The sequence below is a fragment of the Haloferax sp. SDI50 genome, from assembly GCF_059802635.1.
Genome location: NZ_JBPULL010000001.1, coordinates 2,061,890 through 2,087,443, shown reverse-complemented (window position 1 = coordinate 2,087,443; position 25,554 = coordinate 2,061,890). Strand labels below are relative to the sequence as shown.

Sequence of the window (25,554 nt, the reverse complement as noted above, 5' to 3'; positions counted from 1 at the left end):
ACCGACCGGGGCGTTTCAGGCACAGGTTCCCGGCCGTCCCGATGAGAAAACGTGTTACTGCCGCGGCGACGACCCACCACCAATGAGCGACATCGAGATTCCCGAGAGCCACCCGAGATACCAGTCGCTTCTCACCCGCCACCGCATCGAGGAGGGCGTCGAGAAGGGTATCACGAGCCGGCAGGGACTCATCGCGCAGGGGCGCGGCGAGGCGTTCGACTACCTGCTCGGTGAGCGGACGATTCCGAGCGCGGACGAGGCGGCGCGGGCGGCCGCGGCGCACCTTCTGCTCGCCGACCAGCCGGTCATCTCGGTCAACGGGAACGTCGCGGCGCTCTGCCCCGACGAAGTCGTCGAACTCGCCGCCGCCGTCGACGCCGACATCGAGGTGAACCTGTTCAACCGCACCGACGAACGCATGCGGGCCATCGTGGCCCACCTGCGCGACCACGGCGCGGACGAGGTGAAGGGGCTCACCGCCGACGGGCGGATTCCGGGCATCGACCACGAGCGCGCGAAGGTCGACGCCGACGGCATCGGGAGCGCCGACGTGGTCGTCGTCCCGCTGGAGGACGGCGACCGGGCCGAGGCGCTCGGCGCGATGGACAAAGTCGAAATCGTCGTCGACCTCAACCCGATGTCGCGGTCGGCGCAGGTCGCCACGGTCCCCATCGTGGACAACATCGTTCGCGCGGTTCCGAACATCGCGGCGCACGCCCGCGACCTACGGGACACCGGCGCGACGCGCGAGGAACTGGAAGCTATCGTCGCTGACTTCGACGCCGACGACGCCCTCGAAGCGGCCGAGCGGGCGATTCGAAGCGGAAGCGACGAGTGAAGACTGGGAGCAAGGTTATTTCTGAGCGATACGAAATATGTCGATATGGACCGTCAGCGAGCCCTCGCAGTCGTGATGGCGGTCGTCGGTTTCGGAGCCGTCGTCGCCGGCATCCATCAGGAACTGCTCCACGTCGCACCCGGATACGACGGGACGATAACGACGGGATGGGGCGGCCGACTCAACCACGAGGAGTACCTGCTGGCGCGGCTCGGGGGCGTCGGCGTCGTCGGGACGCTGGCCGCATTCCGGTGGAAGTACGCCGCGGTCCTTCCTGTCGCGGTCGGCGGGGTCGAAGTCGGCTATTCGCTCGTGGCCGTGTCTCGCTACGTCCGGGAGCCGGGACTCTACACCACGGTCCAGACGTTCGACGGGACGACGCGACTCGTCCTCGGCGCGGAGCCGTTCTTGCTCGTCGCCGGCGGCCTCCTGCTTTTCGGTGCCGGCTTCGTCGCGTGGCGAACTCACGGCGAACGCGCCGCGGCCGTACGAGAGTTCACCGACGCGGGACGCGAACAGCATCTCGCGGGATTCCGCGATGAGTGAGAATCAGCGACCCCGTCCACAGAAAACATTTCCACGTTGACAGGCATAGTGACCAGTATGCCCTCCACCGATTCGAGCGCGCCCGACGAAGGCGAGGCGACGAACGCTTCGACCGACGACACGGCGGACGACGACCACGAAGGAGAAAAGACGATTCTGGACCGCCTCGTCGACGTGCTGTGGATTCTCCCGTGGTGAGGTGAGCCGCTATCCGAACCCGCTCACCAGCACTGCGAGCCACTGCGCCGAGTCGCGTCGCCGCCGCACCTCGACCGTATCGACCCACTTGACCCACTGGAAGCCGCGGCGGTTCGGCGCGACCAGTCGGAGCGGCGCGCCGTGACCGTGCGAGAGCGGGTCGCCGCCGACGTGCGTCGCAAGCAGCATCTCGCGGGCCTCCGCGATGGGAAACGACCACCGAAAGCCCGTCACCGACCGGACCGTCACCCACCGCGCCGACGAGTGAACACCCGCGGAATCGAGCGCGCCGCCGAGTCTGACGCCGGTCCAGTGTTGCTCGGTGTACCATCCGCTCGTGCAGTCCAAGAGGGCCGACCGCGTCTCGTCGGGCGCGAGGTCCGACCGGTCGAGTTCGAGCGGGCGGTCGACCAGTCCCGCGACCGAAAGCGACCACGAGTCGGGGTCGACGGGGTCGGGGTCGTCGGCGACCCAACTCGTCACCGGGAAGGCGTCGTTGCCCTCGCCGGGCGGGAGCGGCCGCGACCCGGTGAACCGACGGCCCACACCCCGGAGCGCCCCGACCGTCTCGGTCGCCCGGTAGGTCGCCGCGCCGAAAACGAGTATCGCGCCGTACTGGAGTGCTCGGCGACGCTCCGCGAAGTCGACCCGGCGGGGCGGCCGGAAGCGCGCCCGGAGGTGGAAAAACAGCACCGGGAGGACGAGCAGGCCGAAGCCGATGTGGACGTTGAGCAGCGTCCAGAAGGCGATTCGGACCTCGACGCCGAGCACCCACGCGACGCCGGTGCCGAGGGCCGCGAGCGCGACGACCGCGAGGAGGACCGAGAGCGTGGTGTGGCGGTCGCGGAGCCGCGCGTCGAGGACGCGGCGGCGGACCCGGTAGAGCTTGAAGCCGACGAGAACGACCAGCGAGAGGCCGGCGACACCGTGGGCGACGAACAGGAGGCCGTTGGCCGGGTGGCCGGCCCCGAGGCTCAGCACGCCCGAGAGCGTCTCGAAGACGACGAGCGCGAAGATGGACCAGTCGACCGCCCGCGGCGGCGGTTCGAACCGCCGGAGCGCGCGGGTCGCGCGGCTTGCCATGAGAAGTGATAGCGTTTCGAACGGGAATAGGGTGTCGAGAGAGACGGCGAGAACGGAGCCGGGCGCGAAACGAAGATGGGGACGGAGACGGGGACGGGGACGAAGACGAGCGCGAAAACCGAGCGGCGGTTCAGTCCTCGGCCGTCAGCGCCGCCGGGAGGTCCGCCGGGAGGCGGTCGCGGTCGTGTGCCGCCTCGAAGTCGAGGTCGGGGCCGACGCCGTAGATGCGCTTGGGGTTGATGTCGCCGTGGCTGACGAAGTAGTGCCGGACGATGTGGTCCATGTTGACCGTCTTTGCGACCCCCGGAAGCTGGTAGAGCTCCTTCGTGTAGTTCCAGAGGTTATCGTACTCGTGGACGGCCTTCTTGTTGCACTTGAAGTGCGTGTGGTAGACGTGGTCGAAGCGAATCAGCGTCGCGAACATCGCGATGTCGGCCTCGGTGAGCACGTCGCCCGCGAGGAACCGCTGGTCGTCGAGCACCTCGTCCCAGTGGTCGAGCGCGTCGAACAGTTCCTCGACGGCCTCCTCGTAGGCCTCTTGGGTGGTTGCGAACCCGGCGCGGTAGACGCCGTTGTTGACCGGCTCGTAAATCTCGTCGATGAGACGGTCGACCTCTTCTTCGTAGCCGTCGGGGTTGAGGTCCACGTCACGCTCGGCGAGGGGGTCGAACGCCTCGTCGAGCATCCGCATAATCTCGCGGGACTCGTTGTTGACGATGGTCTCGCGCTGTTTGTCCCACAGCACGGGAACGGTGACGCGCCCGGTGAACTCGTCGTCGGCGCGGAGGTAGATGTCGCGGAGGAACTCCTCACCGTACAGCGGGTCCGGGAGGTCCTCGGAGAACTCCCAGCCGTCGTCGATGCGGACGGGTTCGACGAGCGACAGCGAAATCGCGTCTTCGAGACCCTTCAGCGCGCGCGTCATCGCGGTACGGTGGGCCCACGGACACGCGCGACAGATGTAGAGGTGGTATCGACCCGACTCGACCGGGAACCGCTCGTCCTCACCGACCCAGTTGCGGAAGTCGGTCGTCTGGCGCTCGAACTCGCCGTCTTCGTTGTTGGCGACGAACTTGTCGGTTCGCCACTCGCCTTCGTAGAGCATGTTCATGCGACCACGACCTGGAGTGCTTGCATAGCCGTCTGTTGGGACGTGACCACCAAAAGTAGGGAGGCGACATCGGTGTAACCGGCCGGCGAACTGGGCCGCCATCGCGCGGTCCGAGGCCGTGTAAGAAATCTATCACAAACGAGACACGGCAGCGTTACTCGATTACACAGTCACAGCCGCGAGACAGACTCGATAACTGCCACGTTGAGAAAAAGTCATCATAGATTATGGCAATTGTTGGTACGTCGCATGGTGGTACTAGACATCGAGACGGAGGATGGACAGCGCGAGGCGCTTCGCCGGATGCTCACGATTCGGGCGTTCGACACGAAGGCGGCCGACCTATTCAGCGACGGCGAGCTCCCCGGGTTCGTCCACCTCTACGTCGGTGAGGAAGCGGTCGGGGTCGGCGCGTGTTCGGCCCTCGAATCGGACGACTACATCACGAGCACCCACAGGGGACACGGCCACTGCATCGCGAAGGGCCTCGACCCGGACCTGATGATGGCCGAACTGTTCGGGAAGGCAAACGGCTACTGCAACGGCAAAGGCGGGTCGATGCACATCGCGGACGTCGACGCGGGGATGCTCGGGGCGAACGGCATCGTCGGCGCGGGACCGCCGCTGGCGACGGGTGCCGCGCTTACCTCGCACCTGAAGGGCGAAGACACCGTCGCGCTGGCGTTCTTCGGCGACGGCGCGGTCGCGCAGGGACAGGTCCACGAAGCCATCAACCTCGCGGCGACGTGGGACCTCCCGGCGGTGTTCCTCGTCGAGAACAACCAGTACGGCGAGGCGACGCCCGTCGAGAAACAGCACAACGTCCAGAACCTCAGCGAGACCGCGGAGGCGTACAACATCCCCGGCTTCACCGTCGACGGGATGGACATCACCGCGGTCTACGAGGCGGTCAAGGAGGCGCGCAAGCGGGCCGCTGACGGCGAGGGACCGACGTTCATCGAGGCGGAGACGTACCGATACCACGGCCACTTCGAGGGCGACCAACAGCCGTATCGAACCGAGGAGGACGTGGCGATTTGGAAGGACCGCGACGCCATCGAGACGTTCAAGCGACGGCTCGTGGACGCGGGAACGATAACCGAAGCCGAGTTCGACGAGATGAAAGCCGAAATCAACCAGCAGATCGAGGACGCCGTCGGGAAGGCGAAAGACGCGGCGTACCCGGACCCCAGCGAGGCGTACGAAGACATGTTCAACGCGGCCGTCCCGGAGATTAGCGACTTCTCCAGCGGGATGCGGGCCGACGGGGGTGAGGACCGATGAGCACCGAGACGAAAAGCGGGACCGGCCCGGACCAGACGAAGGAGATGACCATCCGAGAGGCGATTCGGCTCGCCCTCCGCGAGGAACTCGAACGCGACGACGACGTGTTCGTCATGGGCGAGGACGTCGGCGCGTTCGGCGGCGTCTACGAGGTCACGGGCGACCTCGTCGAGCAGTTCGGCGAGGAGCGCGTCCGCGACACGCCCATCAGCGAGGCCGGCTTCATGGGCGCGGCGGTCGGCGCGGCGGCGACCGGGACGCGGCCGGTCGTCGAAATCATGTTCTCGGACTTCATGGGCGTCTGCTCCGAGCAGATAATCAACCAGATGGCGAAGAACCGCTATATGTTCGGCGGCAAGACGGAGATGCCCGTCACCGTCCGAACGACAGAAGGCGGCGGGAGCGGCGCGGCCAGCCAGCACTCCGGGACGATTCACACGTGGTTCGCCCACTTCCCCGGCGTGATGGCCGTCGCGCCCGCGACGCCGGCGTCCGCAAAGGGCCTCCTGAAGTCGGCCATCCGGTCGGACGACCCGGTCATCGTCTTCGAGAACAAGCAGATATACGAGCAGAAGGGCGAGGTTCCGCTCGACGAGGACTTCACTATCCCAATCGGCACCGCGAGCGTCGAGCGCGAGGGCGAGGACGTGACCGTCGTCGCCACCCAGCGCATGGTCGGTGAGTCGGTCGAACTCGCCGAGGAACTCGCGGGACAGACGAGCGTCGAGGTCATCGACCTCCGGTCGCTCTACCCGATGGACACCGAGACGCTGGTCGAGAGCGTGAAAAAGACCGGCCGCCTCGTCATCGCTGACGAGAGCCCGCTGTCGTACGGGACCCACGCCGAGGTGGCGACGCGCGTCATGGAGAACGCGTTTTACAGCCTCGACGCGCCCATCCAGCGGGTCGGCGTCGCAGACGTTCACATCCCCTTCAGCCCCGCGCTCGAAGAAGAGGTGCTCCCCCACGGCTCCGACGTGGAAGCCGCAATCAACCGCATCGTGTAAGTGACGACCACTATCGGGCTCGTCGTCAACCCCGCCGCCGGCCGCGACATCCGCCGACTCACCGGCGGCGCGAGCGTCAGTAACAACTACGCGAAACGCCGCACCGCAGGCTGCGTCCTCGCGGGGCTGACGCTCGTCGACGACGCGGAGGTGCTCGTCATGCCCGACAACACGGGGCTCGCCGGCCGTATCGTCGACGACGCGCCCGACGGAGTCGGAACCGAGTTCGTGGACATGACGGTCACCGCGTCGGGTCAAGACAGCCGAACGGCCGCGGCCCACTTCGCGGAGCACGCCGACGCCGTCGTCGTCCTCGGCGGCGACGGCACGACGCGGGACGTGGCCCAGACCGTCGACGACGTGCCGGTCGTGAGCATCTCGACGGGGACGAACAACGTCGTCCCGACGCCCGTCGACGGCACCGTCGCGGGCGCGGCCGCCGGGCTCGTCGGGAGCGGAGCCGTCTCCGCAGCGGAGACGACGACGCGACACGGAACCATCGAGGTCGACGTGGTCCGGTCCGAGGAGACGACGGTCATCCGCGGCCTCGCCACCGTCGGCGTCCTCGACCGCCCCTTCGTCGGCACGCGGGCGATTCTCGACCCGAGCGACATCGTCGGCGGCGTCGTCTCGCGCTCGTCGCCCGCGGAAATCGGCCTGTCGGGTATCGCCGGCGGTCTCGTCACGCACCGACCGGACGACCCCGGCGGCGTCGGCTTCCGACTGGCCCGTGACGGGGATGACGGGGGTGACGGGACAGACGCGGCGGGGGCGGGGGACGCGACGACCGGGCCGGCAACGACGGTCAGAGCGATTACCGTCCCCGGACGCCTCTCGGCGGTCGACGTGGCCGAACACCGCGTCCTCGACGACGGCGAGGACTACGCGTTCGAGGTCGACCGCGGGGTCATAAGCGTCGACGGCGAGCGGGAACACGAGGTGCGAAACGGAACCGTCCGCCTCCGTCCGGTAAGCGACGGCCCGCGACTGGTCGACGTCGAGGCGGTCCTCGAACGGGCGGCCGACGACGGGCGCTTCAGGCTCGGGTGAGCCGGCGGGGACGGGCCGGTCGACCCGCCCGACCAGTTCGACCCCCTTTTTTCACCGCCCGCCGGCGGCGATGACGAGCGGCCACGGGTTCTCGACGTGTTCGACGAGCGTGCCGAGCATGCGGGCGGCGTCCGCCCCGTCGACGATGCGGTGGTCGAACGACAGCGAAAACGAGATGACCCGCCGGACGGCCACGTCGCCGTCATCGGTCGGTACGGCCTCCCGGCGAATCGTGTTGACGCCGAGGATGGCGACCTGCGGTGGGTTGATTATCGGGTCGAACGACTCGACGCCGAGGACGCCGAGGTTCGAGACGGTGAACGTCCCCCCCGAGAGGTCGTCCATCGTGAAGTCGCCCGACAGCGCCCGCTGAGTGGTCTCGGCGCGAGTCTCAGCGAGTTCGGCCAGCGACAGCGAGGCCACGTCGCGGACGACCGGTGCGATGAGCCCCTCGTCGACGTCGACCGCGATGCAGATGTTGTGTTCCCCGTGGAGCCGGTGGACGCCGTCTTCGAAGGTCGCGTTGAACTCGGGGTGTTCGTCGAGCGACGCCGAGAGCGCGAGGAGCAGGACATCCGTTATCGACACGTCCGCGCCGAGAGCGTCGTCGGCGGCGTTCGCCGCGGCCAACAGTTCCTCCGCGTCGGCGCGGCGGTCGACCGTGACGTGGACCGCCTCGCGGTAGCTCTCTCCGAGGCGGTCAGCGATGGTGCGGCGCATCCCGGATAGCGGCCGCTCCGTTTCGGCCGGTTCGCTCGCGGCAGTCGTGTCAGTCGCAGCGGTCGTGGCGGCTCCGGCGGCCGCCGAGTCGGTCGCCGCCGCAGTCGCGCCGCCCGCCGCCCGCACGTCGGACTCGGTGATGCGGCCGTTCTGTCCCGTCCCCTCGACGGCCTCGATGTCGACGCCGAGTTCGCGGGCGAGGCGGCGGGCGCTCGGCGGGGCGAACACGCGTTTTTCGGCCGCAGCGGCGGTCGACCCGGCGTCGTCGGCCTCGGCAGGCGTCGCGGATTCGGCCGCGGTTTCCACGTCGCTCTCGGTGATAGCGCCCTGCGGCCCGGTGCCCTCGACGGTCGTGAGGTCGACGCCGAGGTCCTCCGCGAGTCGCTTCGCGCGCGGCGACGCCCGGACCTCGCCGTTCCCCGACGCCCCGTCCGACCCGCGCGAGCGCGACTGCGCGACCGACGAATCGTCCCCGCCGCCGGTCGCCGCCGCCGTCGTCTCGGTCGCCTCGGTCGGGGACGAGTCGTCCGCGGAGTCGTCGGTCGCGGCGGGTTCGCTCCCGCCCTCACCGACGCCCGCGTCAGCTTCCAACCCGGTGATATCCTCGTCCGCGCCGGCGACGATTGCCAGCGCGCCGCCGGGCGCTGTCGACTCGCCTTCCGCGAGAACGACGCGCCGCAGAACGCCGTCTTCCTTGGCGTCGATTTCCGCGGTCGTCTTCTCCGACTCGATTTCAGCGATTGGCTCGCCCTCGGTGACCTCGTCGCCCTCCGCGACGAGCCACGCCGAAAGCTCGCCGGACTTCATCTCTAACCCCAGTTTGGGCATTTTGACTACGTACGCCATGGCAGTAACATACACAATAGAATGTGATATAGCTAGGTCGGCCGAGGCGCGACCACCAGATTTTACTACTAGGTGGTATCACTAGGTAGTATGTCGTTCGACGGCTTCACCGACGCGACGGAAGCACAGGTCACGCGCGCGATTTCGGACTCGTGGATGGAGGAGTTCCGCGAGCGCACCGACACCGAAGTCATCGTCGTCGGCGGCGGCCCCTCCGGGCTCGTCGCGGCCAAGGAACTCGCCGAGCGCGGCGTCGACGTGACAATCGTCGAGAAGAACAACTACCTCGGCGGCGGCTTCTGGCTGGGCGGCTTCCTCATGAACAAGGTGACCGTCCGCGACCCGGCCCAGCGCGTCCTCGACGAACTCGGCGTCCCCTACGAGGAGAGCGACGAGGCCGAGGGGTTGTACGTCGCCGACGGCCCGCACGCCTGTTCCGCGCTCATCAAGGCCGCCTGCGACGCCGGCGCGAAGATACAGAACATGACGGAGTTCACCGACGTCGTCCTCCGCGAGGAGGACCGCGTCGGCGGCATCGTCATGAACTGGACGCCGGTCCACGCGCTCCCGCGCGAACTCACCTGCGTCGACCCCATCGCGGTCGAGTCCGACCTCGTCCTCGACGCGACGGGCCACGACGCGGTCGTCCTCTCGAAGCTCTCCGAGCGCGGCGTCCTCGACGTCAACGGCATCGAACACGCCAAGGAACACAACACGGGCATGGACAAGACCGCCGACGGCGAGTACGGCGCGCCCGGCCACGACTCGCCCGGCCACGACTCGATGTGGGTCTCCGAGAGCGAAGACAGCATCGTGGACGCGACGGGCGTCGTCCACCCCGGCGTCGTCGCCTCCGGCATGGCCGTCGCCACCGCCCACCACCTGCCGCGGATGGGCCCGACGTTCGGTGCCATGCTGCTCTCCGGGCGACAGGCGGCGCAGTCCTGTCTCGACGAACTCGGCCGCGACGCGCCCGACGTGAGCATCTCCGGTCCCGCGCCGGCCGACGACTGACCGCTTCCCGGCGGTCCGATTGTCGGTTCCCCCGACGCCTCTGACACTTGTTCTGGGTCGTTCCCGACCCGTTTTCGTCCGTGTCGCAGACGACCTAGAAGTGACGACAGCGCGGCGCTTCTGAATCAGCTACTCCACGACGCCCGCACGGACCCGCGCGAAGCCGAGGGCGTGGGTCGTCTCGTGGGTCACCCGACACCGCGATTCGAGCGCCCGGTGGGCCGCGACGAGCCGCCGGTTCAGCAGCTTCGTCGGCGACGCGCGCATCGTGCGCGACCCCGGCGGCGCGGTGACGCGGACGAGCGCCCGAAACGCCGGGTTAAGCGGTCGCCAGCGCGGGGCGGTCGTCTCCGCGAGGTCGACGAGACAAAGCCGGCCGCCGGGGCCGACGAGGTCCGCCCACGACGAGACCGCGGCCGCGGGGTCGTCGAACATCCCCGAGACGAACGTGCCGAGGACGGCGTCCGGCGATGCATCGAGGTCGCCCGCGACCGGCGGCCGGGTCGCGTCGGCGCGGACGAGGTGGACCTGCGGGAACTCGCGGGTTCGCTCGCGGGCCACGTCGATGACGCCGGGTGAGAAATCGACGCCGACGACGGTCCCCTCGGAGCCGACGCGCTCCGCGAGATACGGGAGGTTCGCGCCCGTTCCGCAGCCCATCTCGACGACCGTCTCGCCCGGGTCGAGCGCGAGCGCGTCGGCGGCTTCGGTTCTGACGCTCCCGACGCCGGGCGCGCGGCGGGCGAGCGCGTCGTAGAGCGTCGCCCAGCGGGTGTAGAACGACTGGGCGACAGCGGAGGGAGAACGGGAACGGGAGCGAGCGCGAGAACGAGAACCGGACTGTTCGGCTGTCATGGGACGGAGCTCAGAGCAGGGCGCGGACCACGTCGGCGACGGCGGGCGCGTCGGGGCCGAGGATGTACGTGATTGGTTCGATGCCGTAGCCGCCGCTCTGGTAGACGACGAACGTCTCCGGGAGGTCGCGGGCTGTGAGGAGTTCGCGGACCGGGTCGGTCGGCGCGTCGGGGTCGAACTCGATGCACTCGTAGCCCGCGGCTTCGAGGTCCTCGATGACGCCCGCGTCGTAGACGATGTTGAGCGCGGCGTTCACGTCGGCCCCGGCGGCGCGGGCCGAAAGCAGGACGCCGGCGACGTGGCCGCTGACGCCGAACTCGGGTTCGCCGGGGACGGTCGCCTGCCCCTTCACGTCGAAGATGCGGCCGGGGATGGCGGCCACGTCGTCCACGCTGTCGGCGTCCGGCAGCGACTCCACGAGGTTGGAGCCGACGTTCGGGATGAGCCCCGCGAAGCCGGAGGTGTTCGTGAGCATGCGGAGGCCGCGTCGGACCGACGAGCGGACCTGCTCGACGGTTCGGAGCCGCCCCTCGGGGTCGTGGATGCTCCGGAAGCCGTCGTGGGAGGCGAGTTCGGGCATCTCCTCCTCGTGGAGGTCCGAAAGCAGGTCGCCCTCCTCCAGTTGGCGGATGAGAACCTCGGCCTCGACGAGCGCCTGCACGGGCGTCATGTCGCCGGTGGCGAGGCCGTCGCCGACGCGGGAGACGAGGTCGACCACGCGGGGGTCGGTGGCGACCCGCTCGTTCGTGGCGACCTCGCCGTGGGCGTACTTCGAGACGGCACTCTGGCTGATGCCGAGCGCCTCAGCGACCTCCGACTGGGTGAACCCGCGGTCGCGGAGGTCCTCCGCGAGGAGCGCGCGGAACGTCGGGAGGAACGCGTCGACGACGATTTCTTCGATGAACTTCATTCGTCACCACCGAACTCGGGGTCCGAACTGAGCCGCGACGCCTGCGGCCCGCGCTGGCCTTGATACTTCGAGCCGCGTTCGACCCCGTAGGGGCGGTCCGCGGGCGACTTCATCTCCGTGAACACGAGCTGCGAGATGCGCATGCCGGGGGTGAGCGCGACCGGGGCGGTGCCGAGGTTCGACAGTTCAAGCGTGATTTGACCCTCGTAGCCGGGGTCGACGATGCCAGCGGTCGCGTGGATGACGACCGCGAGGCGGCCGAGCGAGGAGCGGCCCTCGACGGTCGCAAGGAGGTCGGCGGGAATCTCCACGCGCTCTTTGGTCGTGCCGAGGACGAAGTCGCCGGGGTGGAGGATGAAGTCGTCGCCCTCCGGGACGTGCGTCTCGCGGACGTACTCCGAAACCTCGCTCTCGCGGTTCGGGTGGATACAGGAGATGTTGGTGCGCTGGAACTCCAGGAATTCGGTGCCGAGACGGAGGTCGACACTCGCGGGCTGGACCTGCATGTCCACGTCGTCTATCGGGTCGACCACGAGGTCACCCTCGGCGAGGCGGGAGAGGATGTCCGAGTCGGAGAGTATCATACTCGAAGGGAGCGCGACGCGGACAAGTAAATCCACCTTTCGACCGGAGACAACACCCCGTCTCGGCGGGGCGACAGCGCCCCCGACGCAACGGAGCGACGCCGGAGCGACGCACCCACCCGACGCGGCTCAGAGGAGTTCGAACAGGAGGCCGACGAGGCTCAGGCCGACGGTGACGACCGCGGCCGACTCCACGTCGAGGTCGCGGGCGCGAGCCATCCCGTAGGTGCGGACGTACGTCGCCCACGCGACCGTGACGACCACGACGGCCCCGCTGACGAGGCCGAAGCCGGACAGCGCCGACTGCATCGCGGCGACCGCGGCGTCGGGCGTCGACGGGAGGTCGATTCGCGGGAGGGCGTAGGCGAGGTAGCCGGCGAGCGCGAGGGCGCGGGCCGCGCTCGGGACCATCCCCCACGCGGCGACCGTCAGCGACTCCGCGAAGCCGCCCTCGCCGCCGACGAGCGACGTGCCGAGGTGGAGCACCGCCCCCTCGAACAGCCAGAACAGCGGCACGCCGAGGAGCATCGCCCACGGGACCCACGAGATTTCCTGCCAGACGAGGTCACCGAGGCGCTCGTCGAGCTGTTCGGGCACCGACGGGTCACAGCCCGCCGGCGCGTCCATGTCGTCGAAGGGACCGCCTTCCTCGTAGTTCTCGCACATGAACTCGGGGGCGTGTTGGGGGTTGTCGACGCTGACCCGCTGGTCGAGCTGTTGGGTGAACGTGACGAGGATAGCGCCGGTGGCGGCCGCGACGACGAGCGTCACGAGCGCGACGACGGCGAGCGCGCGCCGGGTGTCGAGCGGTCGCGGCCGCGACGCGAAGTACTCGCGCGGCTTGCGGAGGGGCGTTCGGGGACCTGCCATCGGTCGCACCACGGAGATGTCTGTGAAATGTTTTTTGCTCGTGCGCGACGCCCGCGATGGGAGGACATTTACCGCGTCGGCGGGGAGTAGCGGGCATGAAACAGGCCATCGTCGCACGCGCCGACCTCGGCATGGGCCGGGGAAAGCTCGCCGCGCAGGTCGCCCACGCCTCGCTGTCCGCCTACGAGGACACCGACTCGCAGACCCGGAAGCGCTGGAAGGGCGGCGGACAGAAGAAGGTCGTCCTCAAGGCCAACGGCGAGTCCGAACTGTTCACGCTCGCGGACAAGGCCGAGCGGGCGGGCATTCCCCACGCCATCATCCGCGACGCGGGACACACGCAGCTCGACCCCGGCACGGTGACGGCGCTCGCCGTCGGCCCCGCCGAGGACGACGACATCGACCGCGTGACCGGCGACCTCTCGCTGTACTGATGCGCGAGGCACACCCGCTTGAGCGCGCGGTCGGCATCGACAGCTACGTGAGCGACGCCGACGGCGTCGGCGGCCGCCTCCGCGTCGCCCCCGAGGATTTCCGCGTGCGCGAACTCGAACTCGACTCGCTGAACGTCCGCCCGCCGGACGCGCCGACCGGCGACTTCCCGAACCTCGTCCTCCGCGTCACGCTCCGCGGCTGGGACACCAACGACTTCGCGGGCCGGCTCTCGGACGAACTCGACGCGAGCAGAGAGCGCGTCTCGTGGGCCGGCACGAAGGACAAACACGCCGTGACCACCCAGCTGTTCACCGTCAACGGCGGAGACGCCGCCGACGTGCCCGAGATTCCGAACGCCGACATCGAGGTCGTCGGCCGCCTCGGCCGGACACTGAACTTCGGTGACCTCGCGGGCAACGGCTTCCGCATCCGCGTCCGCGACCCCGAGACCCCCGACAACGCCGCGGCCGTCACCGACGCCCTCGCCGAGTTCGGCGGCCGCGAGGGCCGTGTGGGCGTTCCGAACTTCTTCGGCCACCAGCGGTTCGGCAGCATCCGCCCCGTCACCCACACAGTCGGCCTGCACGTCGTCCGCGGCGAGTGGCGCGAGGCCGTGTTGGCGTACTGCGGCGGGCCGACCGAGGACGAACCCGAGGAGACACAGGCGGGTCGCGCCGTCGTCGACGAGGAAGCCGCGTCGGCCGACCCCGACTGGCACCGCGCGCTCGACCGGATTCCGGGCTACCTCGGCTACGAGCGCGGGATGCTCCACCGACTCGCGGAGGACGGCGCGGAGACCGACGCGGACTGGCGCAACGCGCTCGAATCGGTCCCGTCGAACCTCCAGCGCCTGTTCGTCAACGCCGCGCAGTCCTACGCGTTCAACCGGATGCTCTCGGAGCGCCTCGACCGCGGCCTCCCGTTCGACGAACCCGTCGAGGGCGACGTGGTCTGCTTCGCTGACCGCGACGCGCCCGAGGGACTGGAACTCCCCGACGTGAGCCGCCTCCAGACCGCGACGGGCCGCCGCGTCGATGTCATGAGCCGCCACATCGAGCGGGGTCGCGCGTTCGTCACGGCCCCGCTCGTCGGCACCGACACCGAACTCGCGGAGGGCGAACAGGGCGACATCGAGCGGGCCGTCCTCGACGACCTCGACCTCGAACCGGGCGACTTCGACCTCCCCGGCAACTTCCGGTCGACCGGGACGCGCCGGGCGATTCTCGTCCGCACCGACCTCGACGTAGAACGCGAGAGCGGCGACGACGACGGCGACGCCGACGGTGCTGAGGGCGCTGGCGACGACCTCGTGTTCGACTTCGCGCTCCCCCACGGCTCGTACGCGACGGCCGTGATGCGCGAGTATCTGAAGGCCGGCCCGCTGGACCTCTGAAAACGAATCGAGACGCGAACTTACTGTTCTACGGCGCTCGCGGCGGGGCTGGCTCCCGCCCGACGCGCCGCGTCCGCGGTGCGCGTGGTCGCGTAGCCGATGGCCGCGAACGGAAGCGAGAGAAGCGTCGCGGCGACCGCAAAGCCGACCGCGAGGCCGACGGTTCCCGGCTGGAAGCCGGCGGCCTCCGCGGCCGGCGGGAAGTACGACCACGCGGGGACGGCGAACGCGAGCGCCGAGACCGCCGCGCCGAGGCGGAGTCGGCCGCGGGCGCTAGCGACGCCGAGCGCGTAGCCGACGGCCAGCGGGAGCGCCAGCGTGGCGGTTCGGGCGACCGCGGCCCCGGCGACGAGGGACGCGACGACGACGGCGACGGCGACGGGAGCCACCGCGTACAGCGACCCGGTGACGACGCCCCTGGCGTTCGAGCGGCCGGCGAAGACGGCTCCCGCGCCGGCGAGGAGCGCGACGCCCGCGCCGGCGACGACGGCCGGCCGGTCGCGGGCGAAGATGGCCACGAGCGGGACGGTCGCCGAGGCGACGAGCGCGAACGCGTGTTCGGCGGTCGTCCGCGTGTCGGAGGGGTCGCGGTGGGCGACGAAGGCGCGGAAGCCCCCGGCGGCGACCCACGCGAGGACGGCGAACAGCGCCGTCGAAAGCGGCGCGGCCCGACCGAGATACGAGGCGACCCCCCGGCCCGTGTCGAGCGCCGACTGGCCAAGTTGCGTGGCGAGACGGACGGTCGTCTCGGGATCGAGCGCGAGCGCGACCAGTCCGGCGAGACCGGCGAGCGCGAGCGGCGACAGCGACGCGAGAAGGGCTCGGCGGCGCATACGAAGTGGAGTCTCGGACACGGGAACGAATATGTTTCGCCGGACGAGTCCGCGGCGGGAGTCGCGGCGCGTCCGCCTCGAACCGTATAAACGGCCTTTTGTACGCGCACGACCGACACGTCGATATGCACTGTCGGCGGTGTGGAAATCCGTTAGAGAAGCCGGGAGACTACTGTCTCACCTGCAACACCGCCAACTGCGACGCCGTCGTGGCCGTCTTCGCGGCCGACCGCGCGACGCTGACGTTCCTCGACGACGAAGACGTGCTCGGCGAGACGACGGTCACGACGATTCCCGAGTCGAACGACGAGACGAAGGTCGTTCAACTCCGTAACTTCGCCGGCCTCGTCGCCGACGAGATTCGGCGCAAGCGCCCCGAGACGGTGTACGCCGCGGGCGAGCGCGCTCCGCTCCGCGAGACGCGTGCCCAACTCCACCACGAGTTCTACCGCGTCTCCGACGACGACCCCGTCCAGCGCGTCCTCGACACTCGCGGCGAGCGGGCGCTGGAGGTCGTCGATATCCCGCCCGCCGAAAAGTTGGGCGGGAGCCACAGCACGCTCATCGGCGGACGACGGGGCCGCCGGGCAATCGGCGTCGTCGCCGGCCACCCGCACGTCAAGAAAGTCATCCCCGGCCCCATCGACGCCGGCGGCACCGGGTCGCGGACGGGCCTCCGGGCGAAAGTCACCCGCGCCGACGGCAACGGGAACGTCAGACTCCTCCTGCGAGACGGGTCGAGCGTCCAAGAGAACCGCATCGTCACGACGGCGATGAACCGCGAGACGGGCGAGCGCGTCCGCGACGACCTGAACGAGGCGCTGCGCGAAGACGGGCTCCAAGACGAGTAGCGGGTGAGCGCGTCGAGGCCGGAATCGAGTGAGCGACTCAGGCCGACTCGGTCGCGCCCTCCGGGGCCGTCTCGATGTGAATCGGCTCCGTCTCGTCGGCCTCGCGCTGTGATTCGAACCACGCGACCGTCTCGGCGATGGCGTCCTCCAGCGGCGTCGGTTCGACCGCGTCACCGAACGCCTCGCGGAACTTCGCGTCGCGGACGACGTACGGCTCCTCGAAGGCGTAGCGCATCTCCGAAAGCTCCTTCAGCGGCGCGCTCAGGTAGCCGCCGAGCGTCAGCGCGACCCCCGGCGCGGCGATGATGTGTGGGAAGCCGGGGTCGATGTCGGCGGCCTCGTAGACGAGGTTGACGAAGCGGCGCGTCGAGACCGTCTCGGGGTTCGGGACGTGCCAGACCTCGCCGAGCGCCTCGTCGCGCTCACCGAGGAGGACGAGCGCCCGCGCGAAGTCGGGGACGTAGGTGTAGGTGTGGGCGAGTCGCGGGTCGCCGAACACCTTCGCGCGCTTGCCGGCGACGGCGGCCCCGAACACCTGCTCGCCGACGACCGACTCGCGGACGCGCGGGCCGAAGAAGTCGCTGGCGCGGCCGATGGTCGCCTCGATGCGACCCGCCTCGTGGGCGTCGAGGACGATATCGGCGCACTCGGCTCTGGCCTGACCTTTCGGGCCGGTGGCGGCGTACGGGAGGTCTTCGGAGAGACGAGCCTGCACCGGGCCGTACATGGAGAGGTTCTCGGCGACGACGAGGCGCGCGCCGGCGGCTTCGACTCCCGCGACGATGCCGCGGGTGAGGTCGGGGAACAGTTCGGGCCACTGGTCGTACGGCGGTTTGGCGCAGTGGTAGACGACATCCGCGTCCGCGAACGCGGCGACGGCGCGGTCGGGATAGAGCACGTCGGCGAGGCGGCTCTCGACGCCCTCGGGGAGAAAGTCGGGTTCGTGGCGGGTCACCGCGACCACGTCCTCCCCGCGTTCTCGGAGCGGTTCCATCACCGCGAGTCCGACGGGACCGGCACCCACCACCACGTGTTGTGTCATAGCCTCCCGTACGCGCGCCGGCGACAAAGCCGTGTCTAGGCCCGTCAGGTCCCGAGACGACTCGTAGGGTTTATCCATACCGGCGAGGTAGTTCGCGGTACTATGGCCGAGAAGAAGGCACGATCCGTCGGTAGTTCCGGGCGCTTCGGCGCACGGTACGGCCGCGTCGCTCGACGCCGCGTCAAGGAAATCGAAGCAGAGATGCGCAACTCCAAGGTCGACGGCGACGACGTCACTCGCGTCGAAACCGGCGTCTGGAAGAACGAGAAGACCGGTGAGGTCTTCACCGGCGGCACCTACCGCCCGCAGACCCCCGCCGGCAAGCAGGTCCGTCGTTCCATCCGCGCCGCGCTCACCGGCGAGGACGAATAACCCACAAGTAGCCTCGACGCTTTACATCTCACAATGAGCTACAAGTGTTCCCGGTGCAAGCGCGATGTCGAACTGGACGAGTTCGGTGGCGTCCGCTGTCCGTACTGCGGGCACCGCGTCCTGCTGAAAGAGCGGTCGCCCAACGTCAAAGAAGTCGCCGTCGAGTAGCGTGCGCCCCGCGCACAGCGCTTCGCTCGAATTCGACTACCCCGACGAGCGGCGCGCTCGTGTCGTCGAGCGGAGCGTCGCCGTCGAGGAAGGCGAGATAGACGACGCCCGGTCCGGCGCGCGCGTCGCCCGCGAGGGACGGACCGTCGTCGTCACCGTCGAGGCCGACGACCTCGTCGCGCTCCGCGCGGGCGTGAACTCGTGGATACGCCTCGTAGAGACCGCAGAGCGCGTCGCTTCGGCGGGGAGCGCGCTGTCGGAGTCCGCGTAGGAGACCGCGGGTGTTTTAGGGCCGGCGTCCCGTCGGTTCGGGTATGCAGGGAAGCCTACCGCCGGAAGCCCAAGAGAAGCTCGAAGAACTGCAGAACCTTCAGGAGACCGCCCAGAACGTCTCCGAGCAGAAGCAGTCCTCCGAGAGCGCGCTCAACGAGGCGCAGACGGCGCTCACGACGCTCGAAGAGATCGACGGTGACTCGAAGATGTACCGCGAGGTCGGCGAACTCCTCATCGAGACCGACTACGAATCGGCCAAGGACGACCTCGAAGAGAAGGTCGAGAGCCTCGAAGTGCGCGTCGAGCAGCTCACGAAGCAGGAGACGCGCGTGCAGGAGAAGTTCGAGAGCCTGCAAGAAGAGCTCCAGCAGATGCTTCAGGGCGGCGCGGGCGGCGCGGGTCCGATGGGCCCCGGCGGCGCGTAAATGTCACAGCCGACGGACGAAGAAGTGGTCGAAACCGCCGCGGAGGCGGCTGAAGGCCTCATCTTCGCCCGCTTCAAGCAGTCGCGCGTCAAGGACTTCGACGTCACCGTGACGTTCGAAGACGGCGTCCTCGACGTTGACGTGTACGTCAACGCGCCCGACGACGCCGACGACGCGGAGGCGGTCGCCGAGGAGGCGGCGCTGACGGCCCAAGAGGCCGTCGACGAACTGTTCGCGGCCGCCGACGAGGAGTAAGGGACGTTCTCGCGGGCACCCCCCGCACTCGATTTTGTCCGGTGAGCGGCGGCGCTGTGCCGGTCGGCGCGCGACCGAACGAGAGAGTCGGACGATTCGTTTCGGATTCCGCAAGTACCACCGCGATTCGGTGCGGAACCGCCCGACACAATTAAACGTGATAGTGGTGTATGGTACCGTATGTCAATCAGAAGGACGCCGAGAGGAACGACCGCGTTGGACCGGTTGCGGGAGCGATACAGCGACGCCGACCTCACCTGTTCGAAATGTGGCTTCACCGACGACGACGGCGAGTGGTCGGCCAAGACGACCGGGTCGAGCGTGTTCTACCGGCGGGTCTGTCCGAGTTGCGGCGCTATCGAGACGCGGACGCTCTCGCTGAAGTAGTGCGGCGGGCAGTTGCTCGTCGCTGGAATCGACTCGCGAGTGGCGACGCCGGAGCCGGAACGAGAGGAAGGAGGGAGCGCCGGGCGGCGACGAGCCGCCGGCGTCGCCTACGCGAGGAAGAACACCAGCAGGCTGACGGCCATCGCCGCGAGGATGAGCGCGAGCGCGAGCGCCCCGCCCATCGAGACGACGACGTTGGCGTGGCTGGCGAGCGTCTCGGTGCGGTCGTTGCCGAAGATGGTCACCTCGGCGCGTTCGGTCGCCATGCCGGCGACGACCGGTTCGGTGTCCGCGAGCGCCTCGTCGACGAGGCGGTCGATGGTCTCGTGGAGTTCGTCGGGGTCGATGGCCGCGCCGACCTGATTTTCCGCCTCGACGGTGTTGACGATGTGGGTGTCCGTCGTCATCACCTCGGCCACGTCGGCTTTCGCGTTCGGCCCGGTCGTGAGCTCCTCGACGATTCGGTCGCGCAGGCCCGGTTCCATGTTGTTGCCGTCGATGAGGACGTACGCGGTCGTCTGGTCGCCGACGGTCGTCGCGGCCACGCGGATGCCCAGCGGGCCGATACCCTCCCGCGGCGTCCAGTCGGTCGGGTCGAACGCCGTTCCCAACGACAGCGACCCGCGCGACGAGGCGGAGAGTTCTTCGCCCGCGAGCCCGGCGGCGGTAATCATGTCGAACGAGCGCTTGCTCCCCGGCGTGACGTGACCGAGGTCGGGGCCCTGAAGCCCGTTGTTGCAGTTGTGGGCGTCGACGAGAAGCACGTCCCGCAGGCCCGTGGTGCGAGCCTCGGCGGACGCCGAGAGGCCGACCGCGTACTCCACGTCGTCGGCGAACTGCGGGGCGTACGTCGAGACGAGGAGCGCGTCGTCACCGAAACGCTGGCCGAGCATCTTCGCGTCGCCGGACTGGACGCGGACGCTTTCGGTCACGTCGGGGCTGTACTCGATGCGCTCGTAGGCGTCGTCGGCCGCGTCGAGGACCACGTCGACCTCGCGTTCGGTCACGAGGTTGAAGTCGTGGCCCGCGGTCGCGTGGGGCGGGAACACGAGGCCCTCCGCCCGGCGGGCGACGCGCTCGGGGAAGTTGCCGCCGCCGATTTCGCCCATCGGACCGGGGTGAATCATCGGCAGGACGAACCGGGCTTTCTCGGTTCCGTCGTCGCGTTCGAACGAGAGCACGGTGACGGGGACGATTGCCTCCTGGCCGAGCTGTTCGAAGAAGTCCTCCAGTTCGCGGGTGCCCTCGGCGATGTGGCCGATGAAGCCGCGGATGAAGTCGAGGACCGACACGCCGAGGCCGCGACGCCACGGGCGGTCGACGATGCGGAGGAAGACGTAGACCCCGAGGGCGTACATCACGCAGGTAATCGCGAGGAGCTGGAAGTGGCTCAGCGCGATGGCCGACAGCTCCGGCGGTGCCCGGTCGGGGCGGGCGAGATACGGCATCAGATAGGCGTCGAGGATGGGACCGCCGACCTCGAAGAATCGGAGCGTGCCGCTGTAAACGAACAGGAGCGCGGCTGACGTGAGCGTCTGGATGCTCGCCGGGACCGCCGCGATGAGCAGCGACGACCGCGAGACGGCCATCACGATGAGCAGGCGGAAGGCGAACACCGACGCGAGAGCGATTACGAGCGCGTCGAAGATGAACGTCTGGCCGAGGCCCGTGAAGACGGAGACGATGGCGGCCCCGGTGAGGAACGTGACGATAATCACCTCGCCGGCGAGCGCGAGGAGCGACGAGCGGTTGTGCGTCAGCTTCCCGCCGACGAACCGGTCGACGCCGGTGGTACCGAACGCCGCGACGACGGTCGGAATCCCGATGAAGAAGATGCCTTCCCAAGCGTCTCTCCCGAGGAAGAAGATGCCCCGCCACGAGCCGGCGAGGTCCCCGGAGTCGAACGCGCCGATACCCGCCATCGCGGCGACGAGCAGGGCGAACCCGAGACTCGTGTACCAGCTGGGCGCGCGGAAGATGAACCGCGAGAGCCCGGCGAGGTCGCTCTGGGTGGAGGTCATTTCCCGAACAGACAGAACGGAGGCCGGTAAATGTCTCGGCTTGCTTCCGAGGAACGACTGTGAGAGACTTCATCGTGTCGCAGGATTGCGGTTTTCCGCCGCGGCGACGGAGAAAAAAGCCAGTCGTCGCGGAGCACCCGGTCGCGGTCGAAGGCGACCGACCGCTCAGCTACCGGTTACCGCTCGCAGACCTCGATGAAGTTCTCGAACACTTCCTCGCCCTCGGCGGTGTGGGCGACCTCGGGATGCCACTGGACGCCGTAGAGGTCGCGGTCGGCGTCGCTCATGGCCTCGATGGTACACACGTCGCTCGTGGCGGTGTGGGTGAAGCCCTCGGGAACCTCCTTGACCTCGTCGGCGTGGCTGGCCCAGACGCGGGTCTCGGGGGCGAGCGAGCCGATAAGGGGGTCGTCCTCGTCGAGGATTTCAACGTCCACGTCGGCGTAGCCGCCGTAGTCGCCGGAACCGACGCGCCCGTCGAGTTCCTCGGCGAGAATCTGCATGCCGAGACAGATGCCCAAGACGGGCACGTCGAGGTCGAGATAGTCGGCACTGCGGCCGATGCGGTCCATGTCGGGGCCGCCGGAGAGGACGATGCCGTCCGCGTCGATGTCCGCGGGGTCGGTGTCGTTGTCGACGAGTTCGGTGTCGACGCCGAGGTCGCGGAGCGCGCGCCGTTCGAGGTGGGTGAACTGCCCGTGGTTGTCGATGACGACGATGCGGGTCATGTGCCGGATTGGACCAGCGTGCCTAAAAGTCAATCGAAGAACGGCCGAGATGCGCGTATCCGTGCATCAGATTGGCGCGTCGGGGCGGTCGAGTCGCGACTCACTCGTCGCCGGCGCGGTCCCGCGCCGTCTGGAACCCGAGTTCGTCGAGTTCCTTCGTCCGGCGGCCCTCCCGCTCGGCAATGGCTTCGACATCCGGGGAGGCGTCGTCGTCGATGCGGGCGAACGACTTGTGGACCTTCGTGTGACACCACCGACACAGCGCGACCGTGATTTCGTGAGAGGGTTCGCTGCCGTCACCGTCGCCATCACCGCCGCGGCCGCCGTACGAGAGGTGGTGTGCTTCGAGTAACGGGCGGGCGGCCGAATCGTGGGCCATGCGGACCTCTTCGAGGCCGCAGCGGACGCACTCGCGGCCGTTCGTCGTCGAGGCGTAGTGCGGGCAGTCGCGGAAGTCACAGCCCTCCGCGGCGGCGACGCACTCGTAATCGGCTCGGGCGCGCTCGCGGGTGAACGCCGGGTCGCGGTCGGCGTACTCGCGGGCGAGGCGACACGCGCCGTCGCTCGTGAGGTGGTCGCAGCGGCCGGCGTGGTCGTAGGGGTCGTCGACTCCCACGGGCGTCCCTGTCGGCGTCCGCTCCATGAGGCGCGTTCGGGGCGGGGCGGGCCTAAACGTTGCTCTCGAGGGCGGACGGCCCGCCGTCCCGGCGGTGGATTCATCACGCCCGCCGTCGAAGCCGGCGTCGTGAGACTCGTTCACCGACAGAACGGAGCCCAATCGACCCTCGCGTCGGACGTCGAGACGGCCGACTCGTTTCTCTCGCAGGCGCGCGGGCTGATGTTCCGCGGCTCCGTCCCGGACGACTACGCCCTCGTCTTCCGGTTCGACGACGCCGACCGCCACAGCCTCCACATGGTGTTCGTCCCGTTCGACATCGACGCGCTCTGGCTCGTCGGCGACGAGGTGACGAAGAAAAAGCGGCTGTCGGCGTGGACGGGCATCGGCTTCGGGATGGCCGACACCGTCGTCGAACTCCCCGCGGGCGCGGCCGACGGCGTCGAACCCGGCGACTTAGTCGAGATTACGGAGTGACTCGACGGTCTCGAAGCAACGCTCGTCCAGCGCGGTCCCCGGAGAGACACCAATTTCTGTCGGAACCATCTCTTTTATCCCTTCATCGACAGTTGTCTTCAACTACTATGTCGGGACCTACCACACCGACGGAGGATAGAGTAAGTCGTCGCGAGACGGCTGGCTGTGAAATTCGACGGTTCTAACCCACAAGGACACGATTCTACCGTGAACGAACGATTCGGGAAGACCCCCGAGCTACGCACTTCTGATTCAGTACAGCTCTTAGACACCACGCTCCGCGACGGCGAGCAGGCCCCCGGCGTCTCGCTGACCCCGGCCGAGAAGGCCGACATCGCCCGCGCGCTCGACCGCGCCGAAGTCGATTACATCGAAGCCGGCAGCGCCTGTACCGGCCCCGGCGAGCGCGAGACGATAAAGCGCGTCACGTCGCTCGGCCTCGACGCGACGGTGACGAGTTTCGCCCGCGGCGTCAAGAACGACGTCGACCTCGCGCTCGACTGCGACGTGGACGGCGTCACGCTCGTCGTGCCGGCGAGCGACCGACACGTCGAGTCGAAAGTCGGGACGACCCGCGAGGATGTCGTCGAGACGACCGACGAGCTCGTCGCCTACGCCAAGGACCACGGCCTCTGGGTCGAGGTCATCGGCGAGGACGGCTCGCGGGCCGCCCCGGAGTTCCTCGAATCGCTCGCGCGCGCCAGCCACGACGCCGGCGCCGACCGCTTCTGTTTCGCCGACACGGTCGGCCACACGAGCCCCGAACACACCTACGAGGTCGTCTCCCGGCTCGCTGAGCTTGGCCCGACCTCGACGCACACCCACGACGACCTCGGCCTCGCGATGGCGAACGTCCACGCCAGCCTCGCCGCGGGCGCGGACCTCGTCCACACCACGGTCAACGGCATCGGCGAGCGCGCCGGCAACGTCGCGCTCGAAGAGGTCGCCATCGCGCTCGACCACTGCTACGACGTGGAGTCGGTGAAGCTCGACGAACTGTACGCGCTCGCCCAGAAGGTCGCGCAGGCCACGGGCGTCGCGCTCCCGCCGAACAAGGCGGTCGTCGGCCAGAACGCCTTCACCCACGAGAGCGGCATCCACACCGACGGGACGCTCAAGGACGACGCGATGTACGAGCCGTACCCGCCGGAGACGGTCGGCCGCGAGCGCCGCCTCGTCCTCGGGAAGCACGCCGGTCGCGCCGGCGTCAAGGCCGCGCTGGACGAACACGGCGTCGACGCCACCGACGAGGAAGTCGCCGCCGTCGTCGAGCGCGTGAAGGAACTCGGCGACCGCGGCAAGCGCGTCACCGACGCCGACCTCCTCGCGTTCGCAGAGGACGTACAGGGCCGCGAGCGCGCCCGACAGGTCGAACTGCTCGACCTCACGGCCGCCTCGGGCGGCGGCACGCCGACCGCGAGCGTCCGCCTCCGCGTCGACGGCGAAGAACGCGTCGCCTCCGGTACCGGGTCCGGCCCGGTCGACGCCGCGGTGAAAGCCGTCCGCGAGGCGCTCGGACCCGACGCCGACGCCCAACTCGACGAGTACCACGTCGACGCCATCACCGGCGGCACCGACGCCGTCGTGACCGTCGAGGTGACGATGTCGCTCGGCGACCGGAGTGTCACCGTCGCGGCGTCGCACGCCGACATCACGCGGGCGAGCGTCCAGGCGATGGTGAACGCGCTGGACCGACTGCTCGCGCCGAATCACACGTCGCCGACGCCCGCGTCGGCCGACGACTGAGAAAACGACCCTGTCGCGTCGCGGCCGCGTTTTTCTCCCGCTCCCGGGGCGACTGAATCCGAACCCGGACTACTGCGTCTCTTTGGCGACGAGGTAGGTCCAGCCGCCGCGGCGCTCGAACCCGATAGCGTCGTCGCCGAGTTCCGTCTCGGCGAAGTCGGCGACGCGGCCGGTCCGGACCGTCGTCACGTCGATGCGTCGCATCCCGTCCCGTTCGCTCGTGTCCGCGCTTGCTGCGTTCGCACTCATACTTGCGCTGACGCGGGCAGGGGATATGTATCGCATCCTAGTAGAGTGAAAGTGAAATCGAGGGACTGCACGGCCCCGTGCGGAAGCCTCACTAATCACGTGTAACGGCGGCACTCGATTCAAATGTCGAAGCGGTTACTCCGGACGAATGACGACGACGATGATAGTAACGATGACGACGAACGCGGCACCAAAGTAGCCGGCCACTCGGTAGCTCTCGATGAGCAGGAGCAAATACAGGAGGGCGATGACCGTGTCGAGTTTGTATTCGAGCGCGGCGTCCATGCAGTCGCCATTCGTGTCTGGTTATTAACTATTTTGGAGACGGAGTCCGCTCCGTCGGGCGTATCAGAACCGATTTGCAAGC

At 68.9% G+C, this 25,554-nt stretch carries 32 protein-coding genes; 18 read left to right on the top strand and 14 right to left on the bottom strand.

The window, feature by feature from the left end; all coding sequences use genetic code 11:
• Nucleotides 1-82 precede the first annotated feature (82 nt).
• Genes ACSR87_RS10985 through ACSR87_RS10975 form a run of 3 tightly spaced genes read left to right on the top strand, consistent with a single transcriptional unit; the run spans nucleotide 83 to nucleotide 1,582 of the window.
• Complete coding sequence (locus tag ACSR87_RS10985; RefSeq protein ID WP_498530488.1) at nucleotides 83-838, top strand: 4-phosphopantoate--beta-alanine ligase; 756 nt, start codon at nucleotides 83-85, stop codon at nucleotides 836-838.
• A 45-nt stretch (nucleotides 839-883) separates the two neighbouring features.
• Entirely contained in the window at nucleotides 884-1,384 is a 501-nt protein-coding gene (locus ACSR87_RS10980) for a hypothetical protein (RefSeq protein WP_008579589.1), read from the top strand.
• A 57-nt stretch (nucleotides 1,385-1,441) separates the two neighbouring features.
• A complete protein-coding gene (locus ACSR87_RS10975; protein WP_008577467.1) occupies nucleotides 1,442-1,582 on the top strand; it encodes a hypothetical protein in 141 nt (46 codons plus the stop codon).
• A 9-nt stretch (nucleotides 1,583-1,591) separates the two neighbouring features.
• Here ACSR87_RS10975 and ACSR87_RS10970 read toward each other — a convergent pair whose 3' ends face one another.
• Nucleotides 1,592-2,665, bottom strand: coding sequence for a molybdopterin-dependent oxidoreductase (locus tag ACSR87_RS10970; RefSeq protein ID WP_498530487.1), 1,074 nt, complete (start codon nucleotides 2,663-2,665; stop codon nucleotides 1,592-1,594).
• Nucleotides 2,666-2,795: 130 nt separating this feature from the next.
• Nucleotides 2,796-3,776, bottom strand: a complete 981-nt coding sequence (locus tag ACSR87_RS10965; RefSeq protein ID WP_498530486.1) for a glutathione S-transferase family protein — start codon at nucleotides 3,774-3,776, stop codon at nucleotides 2,796-2,798.
• Between the two features lie 249 nt (nucleotides 3,777-4,025).
• Here ACSR87_RS10965 and ACSR87_RS10960 point away from each other — a divergent pair, with 249 nt between their 5' ends.
• The 3 genes from ACSR87_RS10960 to ACSR87_RS10950 are packed head-to-tail and all read left to right on the top strand — an operon-like array spanning nucleotide 4,026 to nucleotide 7,117.
• Entirely contained in the window at nucleotides 4,026-5,060 is a 1,035-nt protein-coding gene (locus ACSR87_RS10960) for a thiamine pyrophosphate-dependent dehydrogenase E1 component subunit alpha (protein WP_498530485.1), read from the top strand.
• A complete protein-coding gene (locus ACSR87_RS10955; RefSeq protein WP_498530484.1) occupies nucleotides 5,057-6,067 on the top strand; it encodes an alpha-ketoacid dehydrogenase subunit beta in 1,011 nt (336 codons plus the stop codon). Before ACSR87_RS10960 ends, ACSR87_RS10955 begins: the two co-directional genes overlap by 4 nt.
• Entirely contained in the window at nucleotides 6,068-7,117 is a 1,050-nt protein-coding gene (locus ACSR87_RS10950; protein ID WP_498530483.1) for an NAD(+)/NADH kinase, read from the top strand.
• Between the two features lie 51 nt (nucleotides 7,118-7,168).
• Here ACSR87_RS10950 and ACSR87_RS10945 read toward each other — a convergent pair whose 3' ends face one another.
• Nucleotides 7,169-8,683: a dihydrolipoamide acetyltransferase family protein gene (locus ACSR87_RS10945; RefSeq protein WP_498530482.1), complete on the bottom strand. Its 1,515-nt coding sequence runs from the start codon at nucleotides 8,681-8,683 to the stop codon at nucleotides 7,169-7,171.
• Between the two features lie 90 nt (nucleotides 8,684-8,773).
• Here ACSR87_RS10945 and ACSR87_RS10940 point away from each other — a divergent pair, with 90 nt between their 5' ends.
• Entirely contained in the window at nucleotides 8,774-9,697 is a 924-nt protein-coding gene (locus ACSR87_RS10940) for a sulfide-dependent adenosine diphosphate thiazole synthase (protein WP_498530481.1), read from the top strand.
• A gap of 129 nt (nucleotides 9,698-9,826) precedes the next feature.
• Here the strand turns inward: ACSR87_RS10940 and ACSR87_RS10935 are convergent, their stop codons facing one another.
• From ACSR87_RS10935 to ACSR87_RS10920, 4 genes are all read right to left on the bottom strand, one after another.
• Nucleotides 9,827-10,552 (bottom strand): class I SAM-dependent methyltransferase, encoded by a 726-nt coding sequence (locus ACSR87_RS10935; protein WP_498530480.1) that lies wholly within the window; start codon nucleotides 10,550-10,552, stop codon nucleotides 9,827-9,829.
• A 10-nt stretch (nucleotides 10,553-10,562) separates the two neighbouring features.
• Nucleotides 10,563-11,462, bottom strand: coding sequence for a thiamine-phosphate synthase family protein (locus ACSR87_RS10930; protein WP_498530479.1), 900 nt, complete (start codon nucleotides 11,460-11,462; stop codon nucleotides 10,563-10,565).
• Nucleotides 11,459-12,046 (bottom strand): dCTP deaminase, encoded by a 588-nt coding sequence (gene dcd / locus ACSR87_RS10925; protein ID WP_004065038.1) that lies wholly within the window; start codon nucleotides 12,044-12,046, stop codon nucleotides 11,459-11,461. Before dcd ends, ACSR87_RS10930 begins: the two co-directional genes overlap by 4 nt.
• A 129-nt stretch (nucleotides 12,047-12,175) precedes the next feature.
• Nucleotides 12,176-12,916 carry a Yip1 family protein gene (locus ACSR87_RS10920; protein WP_498530478.1) on the bottom strand — a complete coding sequence of 247 codons (741 nt, stop codon included), beginning with the start codon at nucleotides 12,914-12,916 and terminating at the stop codon, nucleotides 12,176-12,178.
• 95 nt (nucleotides 12,917-13,011) lie between these two features.
• Here ACSR87_RS10920 and pth2 point away from each other — a divergent pair, with 95 nt between their 5' ends.
• The gene (pth2, locus tag ACSR87_RS10915) at nucleotides 13,012-13,350 is read left to right on the top strand and encodes a peptidyl-tRNA hydrolase Pth2 (protein WP_498530477.1); all 339 of its coding nucleotides are present in this window, start codon (nucleotides 13,012-13,014) and stop codon (nucleotides 13,348-13,350) included.
• Nucleotides 13,350-14,744, top strand: coding sequence for a tRNA pseudouridine(13) synthase TruD (gene truD / locus ACSR87_RS10910; protein WP_498530476.1), 1,395 nt, complete (start codon nucleotides 13,350-13,352; stop codon nucleotides 14,742-14,744). The genes pth2 and truD overlap by 1 nt, the downstream gene beginning before the upstream one ends.
• Before the next feature lie 20 nt (nucleotides 14,745-14,764).
• Here the strand turns inward: truD and ACSR87_RS10905 are convergent, their stop codons facing one another.
• A complete protein-coding gene (locus tag ACSR87_RS10905; RefSeq protein WP_498530475.1) occupies nucleotides 14,765-15,577 on the bottom strand; it encodes a hypothetical protein in 813 nt (270 codons plus the stop codon).
• A gap of 125 nt (nucleotides 15,578-15,702) precedes the next feature.
• On the opposite strand from ACSR87_RS10905, the gene ACSR87_RS10900 reads away from it, so the two are divergent.
• Nucleotides 15,703-16,428 carry a DUF2103 domain-containing protein gene (locus tag ACSR87_RS10900; RefSeq protein ID WP_498530474.1) on the top strand — a complete coding sequence of 242 codons (726 nt, stop codon included), beginning with the start codon at nucleotides 15,703-15,705 and terminating at the stop codon, nucleotides 16,426-16,428.
• 37 nt (nucleotides 16,429-16,465) lie between these two features.
• On the opposite strand, the gene ACSR87_RS10895 is transcribed toward ACSR87_RS10900, so the two are convergent.
• On the bottom strand, nucleotides 16,466-17,470 hold the full coding sequence (locus tag ACSR87_RS10895; protein ID WP_498530473.1) for an NAD-dependent epimerase/dehydratase family protein: 1,005 nt from the start codon (nucleotides 17,468-17,470) through the stop codon (nucleotides 16,466-16,468).
• Nucleotides 17,471-17,572: 102 nt separating this feature from the next.
• Between ACSR87_RS10895 and ACSR87_RS10890 the strand changes: the two genes are divergently transcribed.
• The 6 genes from ACSR87_RS10890 (at nucleotide 17,573) to ACSR87_RS10865 (ending at nucleotide 19,350) form a co-directional block, all read left to right on the top strand.
• Nucleotides 17,573-17,842 carry an eL43 family ribosomal protein gene (locus ACSR87_RS10890; protein WP_089779151.1) on the top strand — a complete coding sequence of 90 codons (270 nt, stop codon included), beginning with the start codon at nucleotides 17,573-17,575 and terminating at the stop codon, nucleotides 17,840-17,842.
• Nucleotides 17,843-17,875: 33 nt separating this feature from the next.
• The gene (locus ACSR87_RS10885; protein WP_004044283.1) at nucleotides 17,876-18,010 is read left to right on the top strand and encodes a DNA-directed RNA polymerase subunit P; all 135 of its coding nucleotides are present in this window, start codon (nucleotides 17,876-17,878) and stop codon (nucleotides 18,008-18,010) included.
• Between the two features lies 1 nt (nucleotide 18,011).
• The gene (locus ACSR87_RS10880) at nucleotides 18,012-18,281 is read left to right on the top strand and encodes a KEOPS complex subunit Pcc1 (RefSeq protein WP_498530472.1); all 270 of its coding nucleotides are present in this window, start codon (nucleotides 18,012-18,014) and stop codon (nucleotides 18,279-18,281) included.
• A 43-nt stretch (nucleotides 18,282-18,324) separates the two neighbouring features.
• Nucleotides 18,325-18,708, top strand: a complete 384-nt coding sequence (locus ACSR87_RS10875) for a prefoldin subunit beta (RefSeq protein WP_008577429.1) — start codon at nucleotides 18,325-18,327, stop codon at nucleotides 18,706-18,708.
• A complete protein-coding gene (locus tag ACSR87_RS10870) occupies nucleotides 18,709-18,963 on the top strand; it encodes a DUF3194 domain-containing protein (RefSeq protein WP_006600635.1) in 255 nt (84 codons plus the stop codon). It abuts the gene before it with no gap.
• 180 nt (nucleotides 18,964-19,143) lie between these two features.
• On the top strand, nucleotides 19,144-19,350 hold the full coding sequence (locus ACSR87_RS10865; protein ID WP_144860029.1) for an HVO_0649 family zinc finger protein: 207 nt from the start codon (nucleotides 19,144-19,146) through the stop codon (nucleotides 19,348-19,350).
• A gap of 107 nt (nucleotides 19,351-19,457) precedes the next feature.
• On the opposite strand, the gene ACSR87_RS10860 is transcribed toward ACSR87_RS10865, so the two are convergent.
• The 3 genes from ACSR87_RS10860 to ACSR87_RS10850 all read right to left on the bottom strand — a co-directional run bounded on the left by ACSR87_RS10860 (nucleotide 19,458) and on the right by ACSR87_RS10850 (nucleotide 22,742).
• Nucleotides 19,458-21,371 (bottom strand): DUF2070 family protein, encoded by a 1,914-nt coding sequence (locus ACSR87_RS10860; RefSeq protein ID WP_498530471.1) that lies wholly within the window; start codon nucleotides 21,369-21,371, stop codon nucleotides 19,458-19,460.
• Nucleotides 21,372-21,547: 176 nt separating this feature from the next.
• Nucleotides 21,548-22,099 (bottom strand): GMP synthase subunit A, encoded by a 552-nt coding sequence (locus tag ACSR87_RS10855; protein ID WP_008577421.1) that lies wholly within the window; start codon nucleotides 22,097-22,099, stop codon nucleotides 21,548-21,550.
• 100 nt (nucleotides 22,100-22,199) lie between these two features.
• Entirely contained in the window at nucleotides 22,200-22,742 is a 543-nt protein-coding gene (locus ACSR87_RS10850) for a DUF7097 family protein (protein ID WP_498530470.1), read from the bottom strand.
• 102 nt (nucleotides 22,743-22,844) lie between these two features.
• Between ACSR87_RS10850 and ACSR87_RS10845 the strand changes: the two genes are divergently transcribed.
• Nucleotides 22,845-23,192 (top strand): DUF192 domain-containing protein, encoded by a 348-nt coding sequence (locus tag ACSR87_RS10845; RefSeq protein ID WP_008577418.1) that lies wholly within the window; start codon nucleotides 22,845-22,847, stop codon nucleotides 23,190-23,192.
• A gap of 207 nt (nucleotides 23,193-23,399) precedes the next feature.
• A complete protein-coding gene (locus ACSR87_RS10840) occupies nucleotides 23,400-24,938 on the top strand; it encodes a (R)-citramalate synthase (RefSeq protein ID WP_498530469.1) in 1,539 nt (512 codons plus the stop codon).
• 69 nt (nucleotides 24,939-25,007) lie between these two features.
• Here the strand turns inward: ACSR87_RS10840 and ACSR87_RS10835 are convergent, their stop codons facing one another.
• Together ACSR87_RS10835 and ACSR87_RS10830 are read right to left on the bottom strand one after the other, a co-directional pair.
• Complete coding sequence (locus ACSR87_RS10835) at nucleotides 25,008-25,187, bottom strand: hypothetical protein (RefSeq protein WP_498530468.1); 180 nt, start codon at nucleotides 25,185-25,187, stop codon at nucleotides 25,008-25,010.
• 135 nt (nucleotides 25,188-25,322) lie between these two features.
• Nucleotides 25,323-25,472 (bottom strand): hypothetical protein, encoded by a 150-nt coding sequence (locus ACSR87_RS10830; RefSeq protein WP_167344132.1) that lies wholly within the window; start codon nucleotides 25,470-25,472, stop codon nucleotides 25,323-25,325.
• Nucleotides 25,473-25,554: the final 82 nt, after the last annotated feature.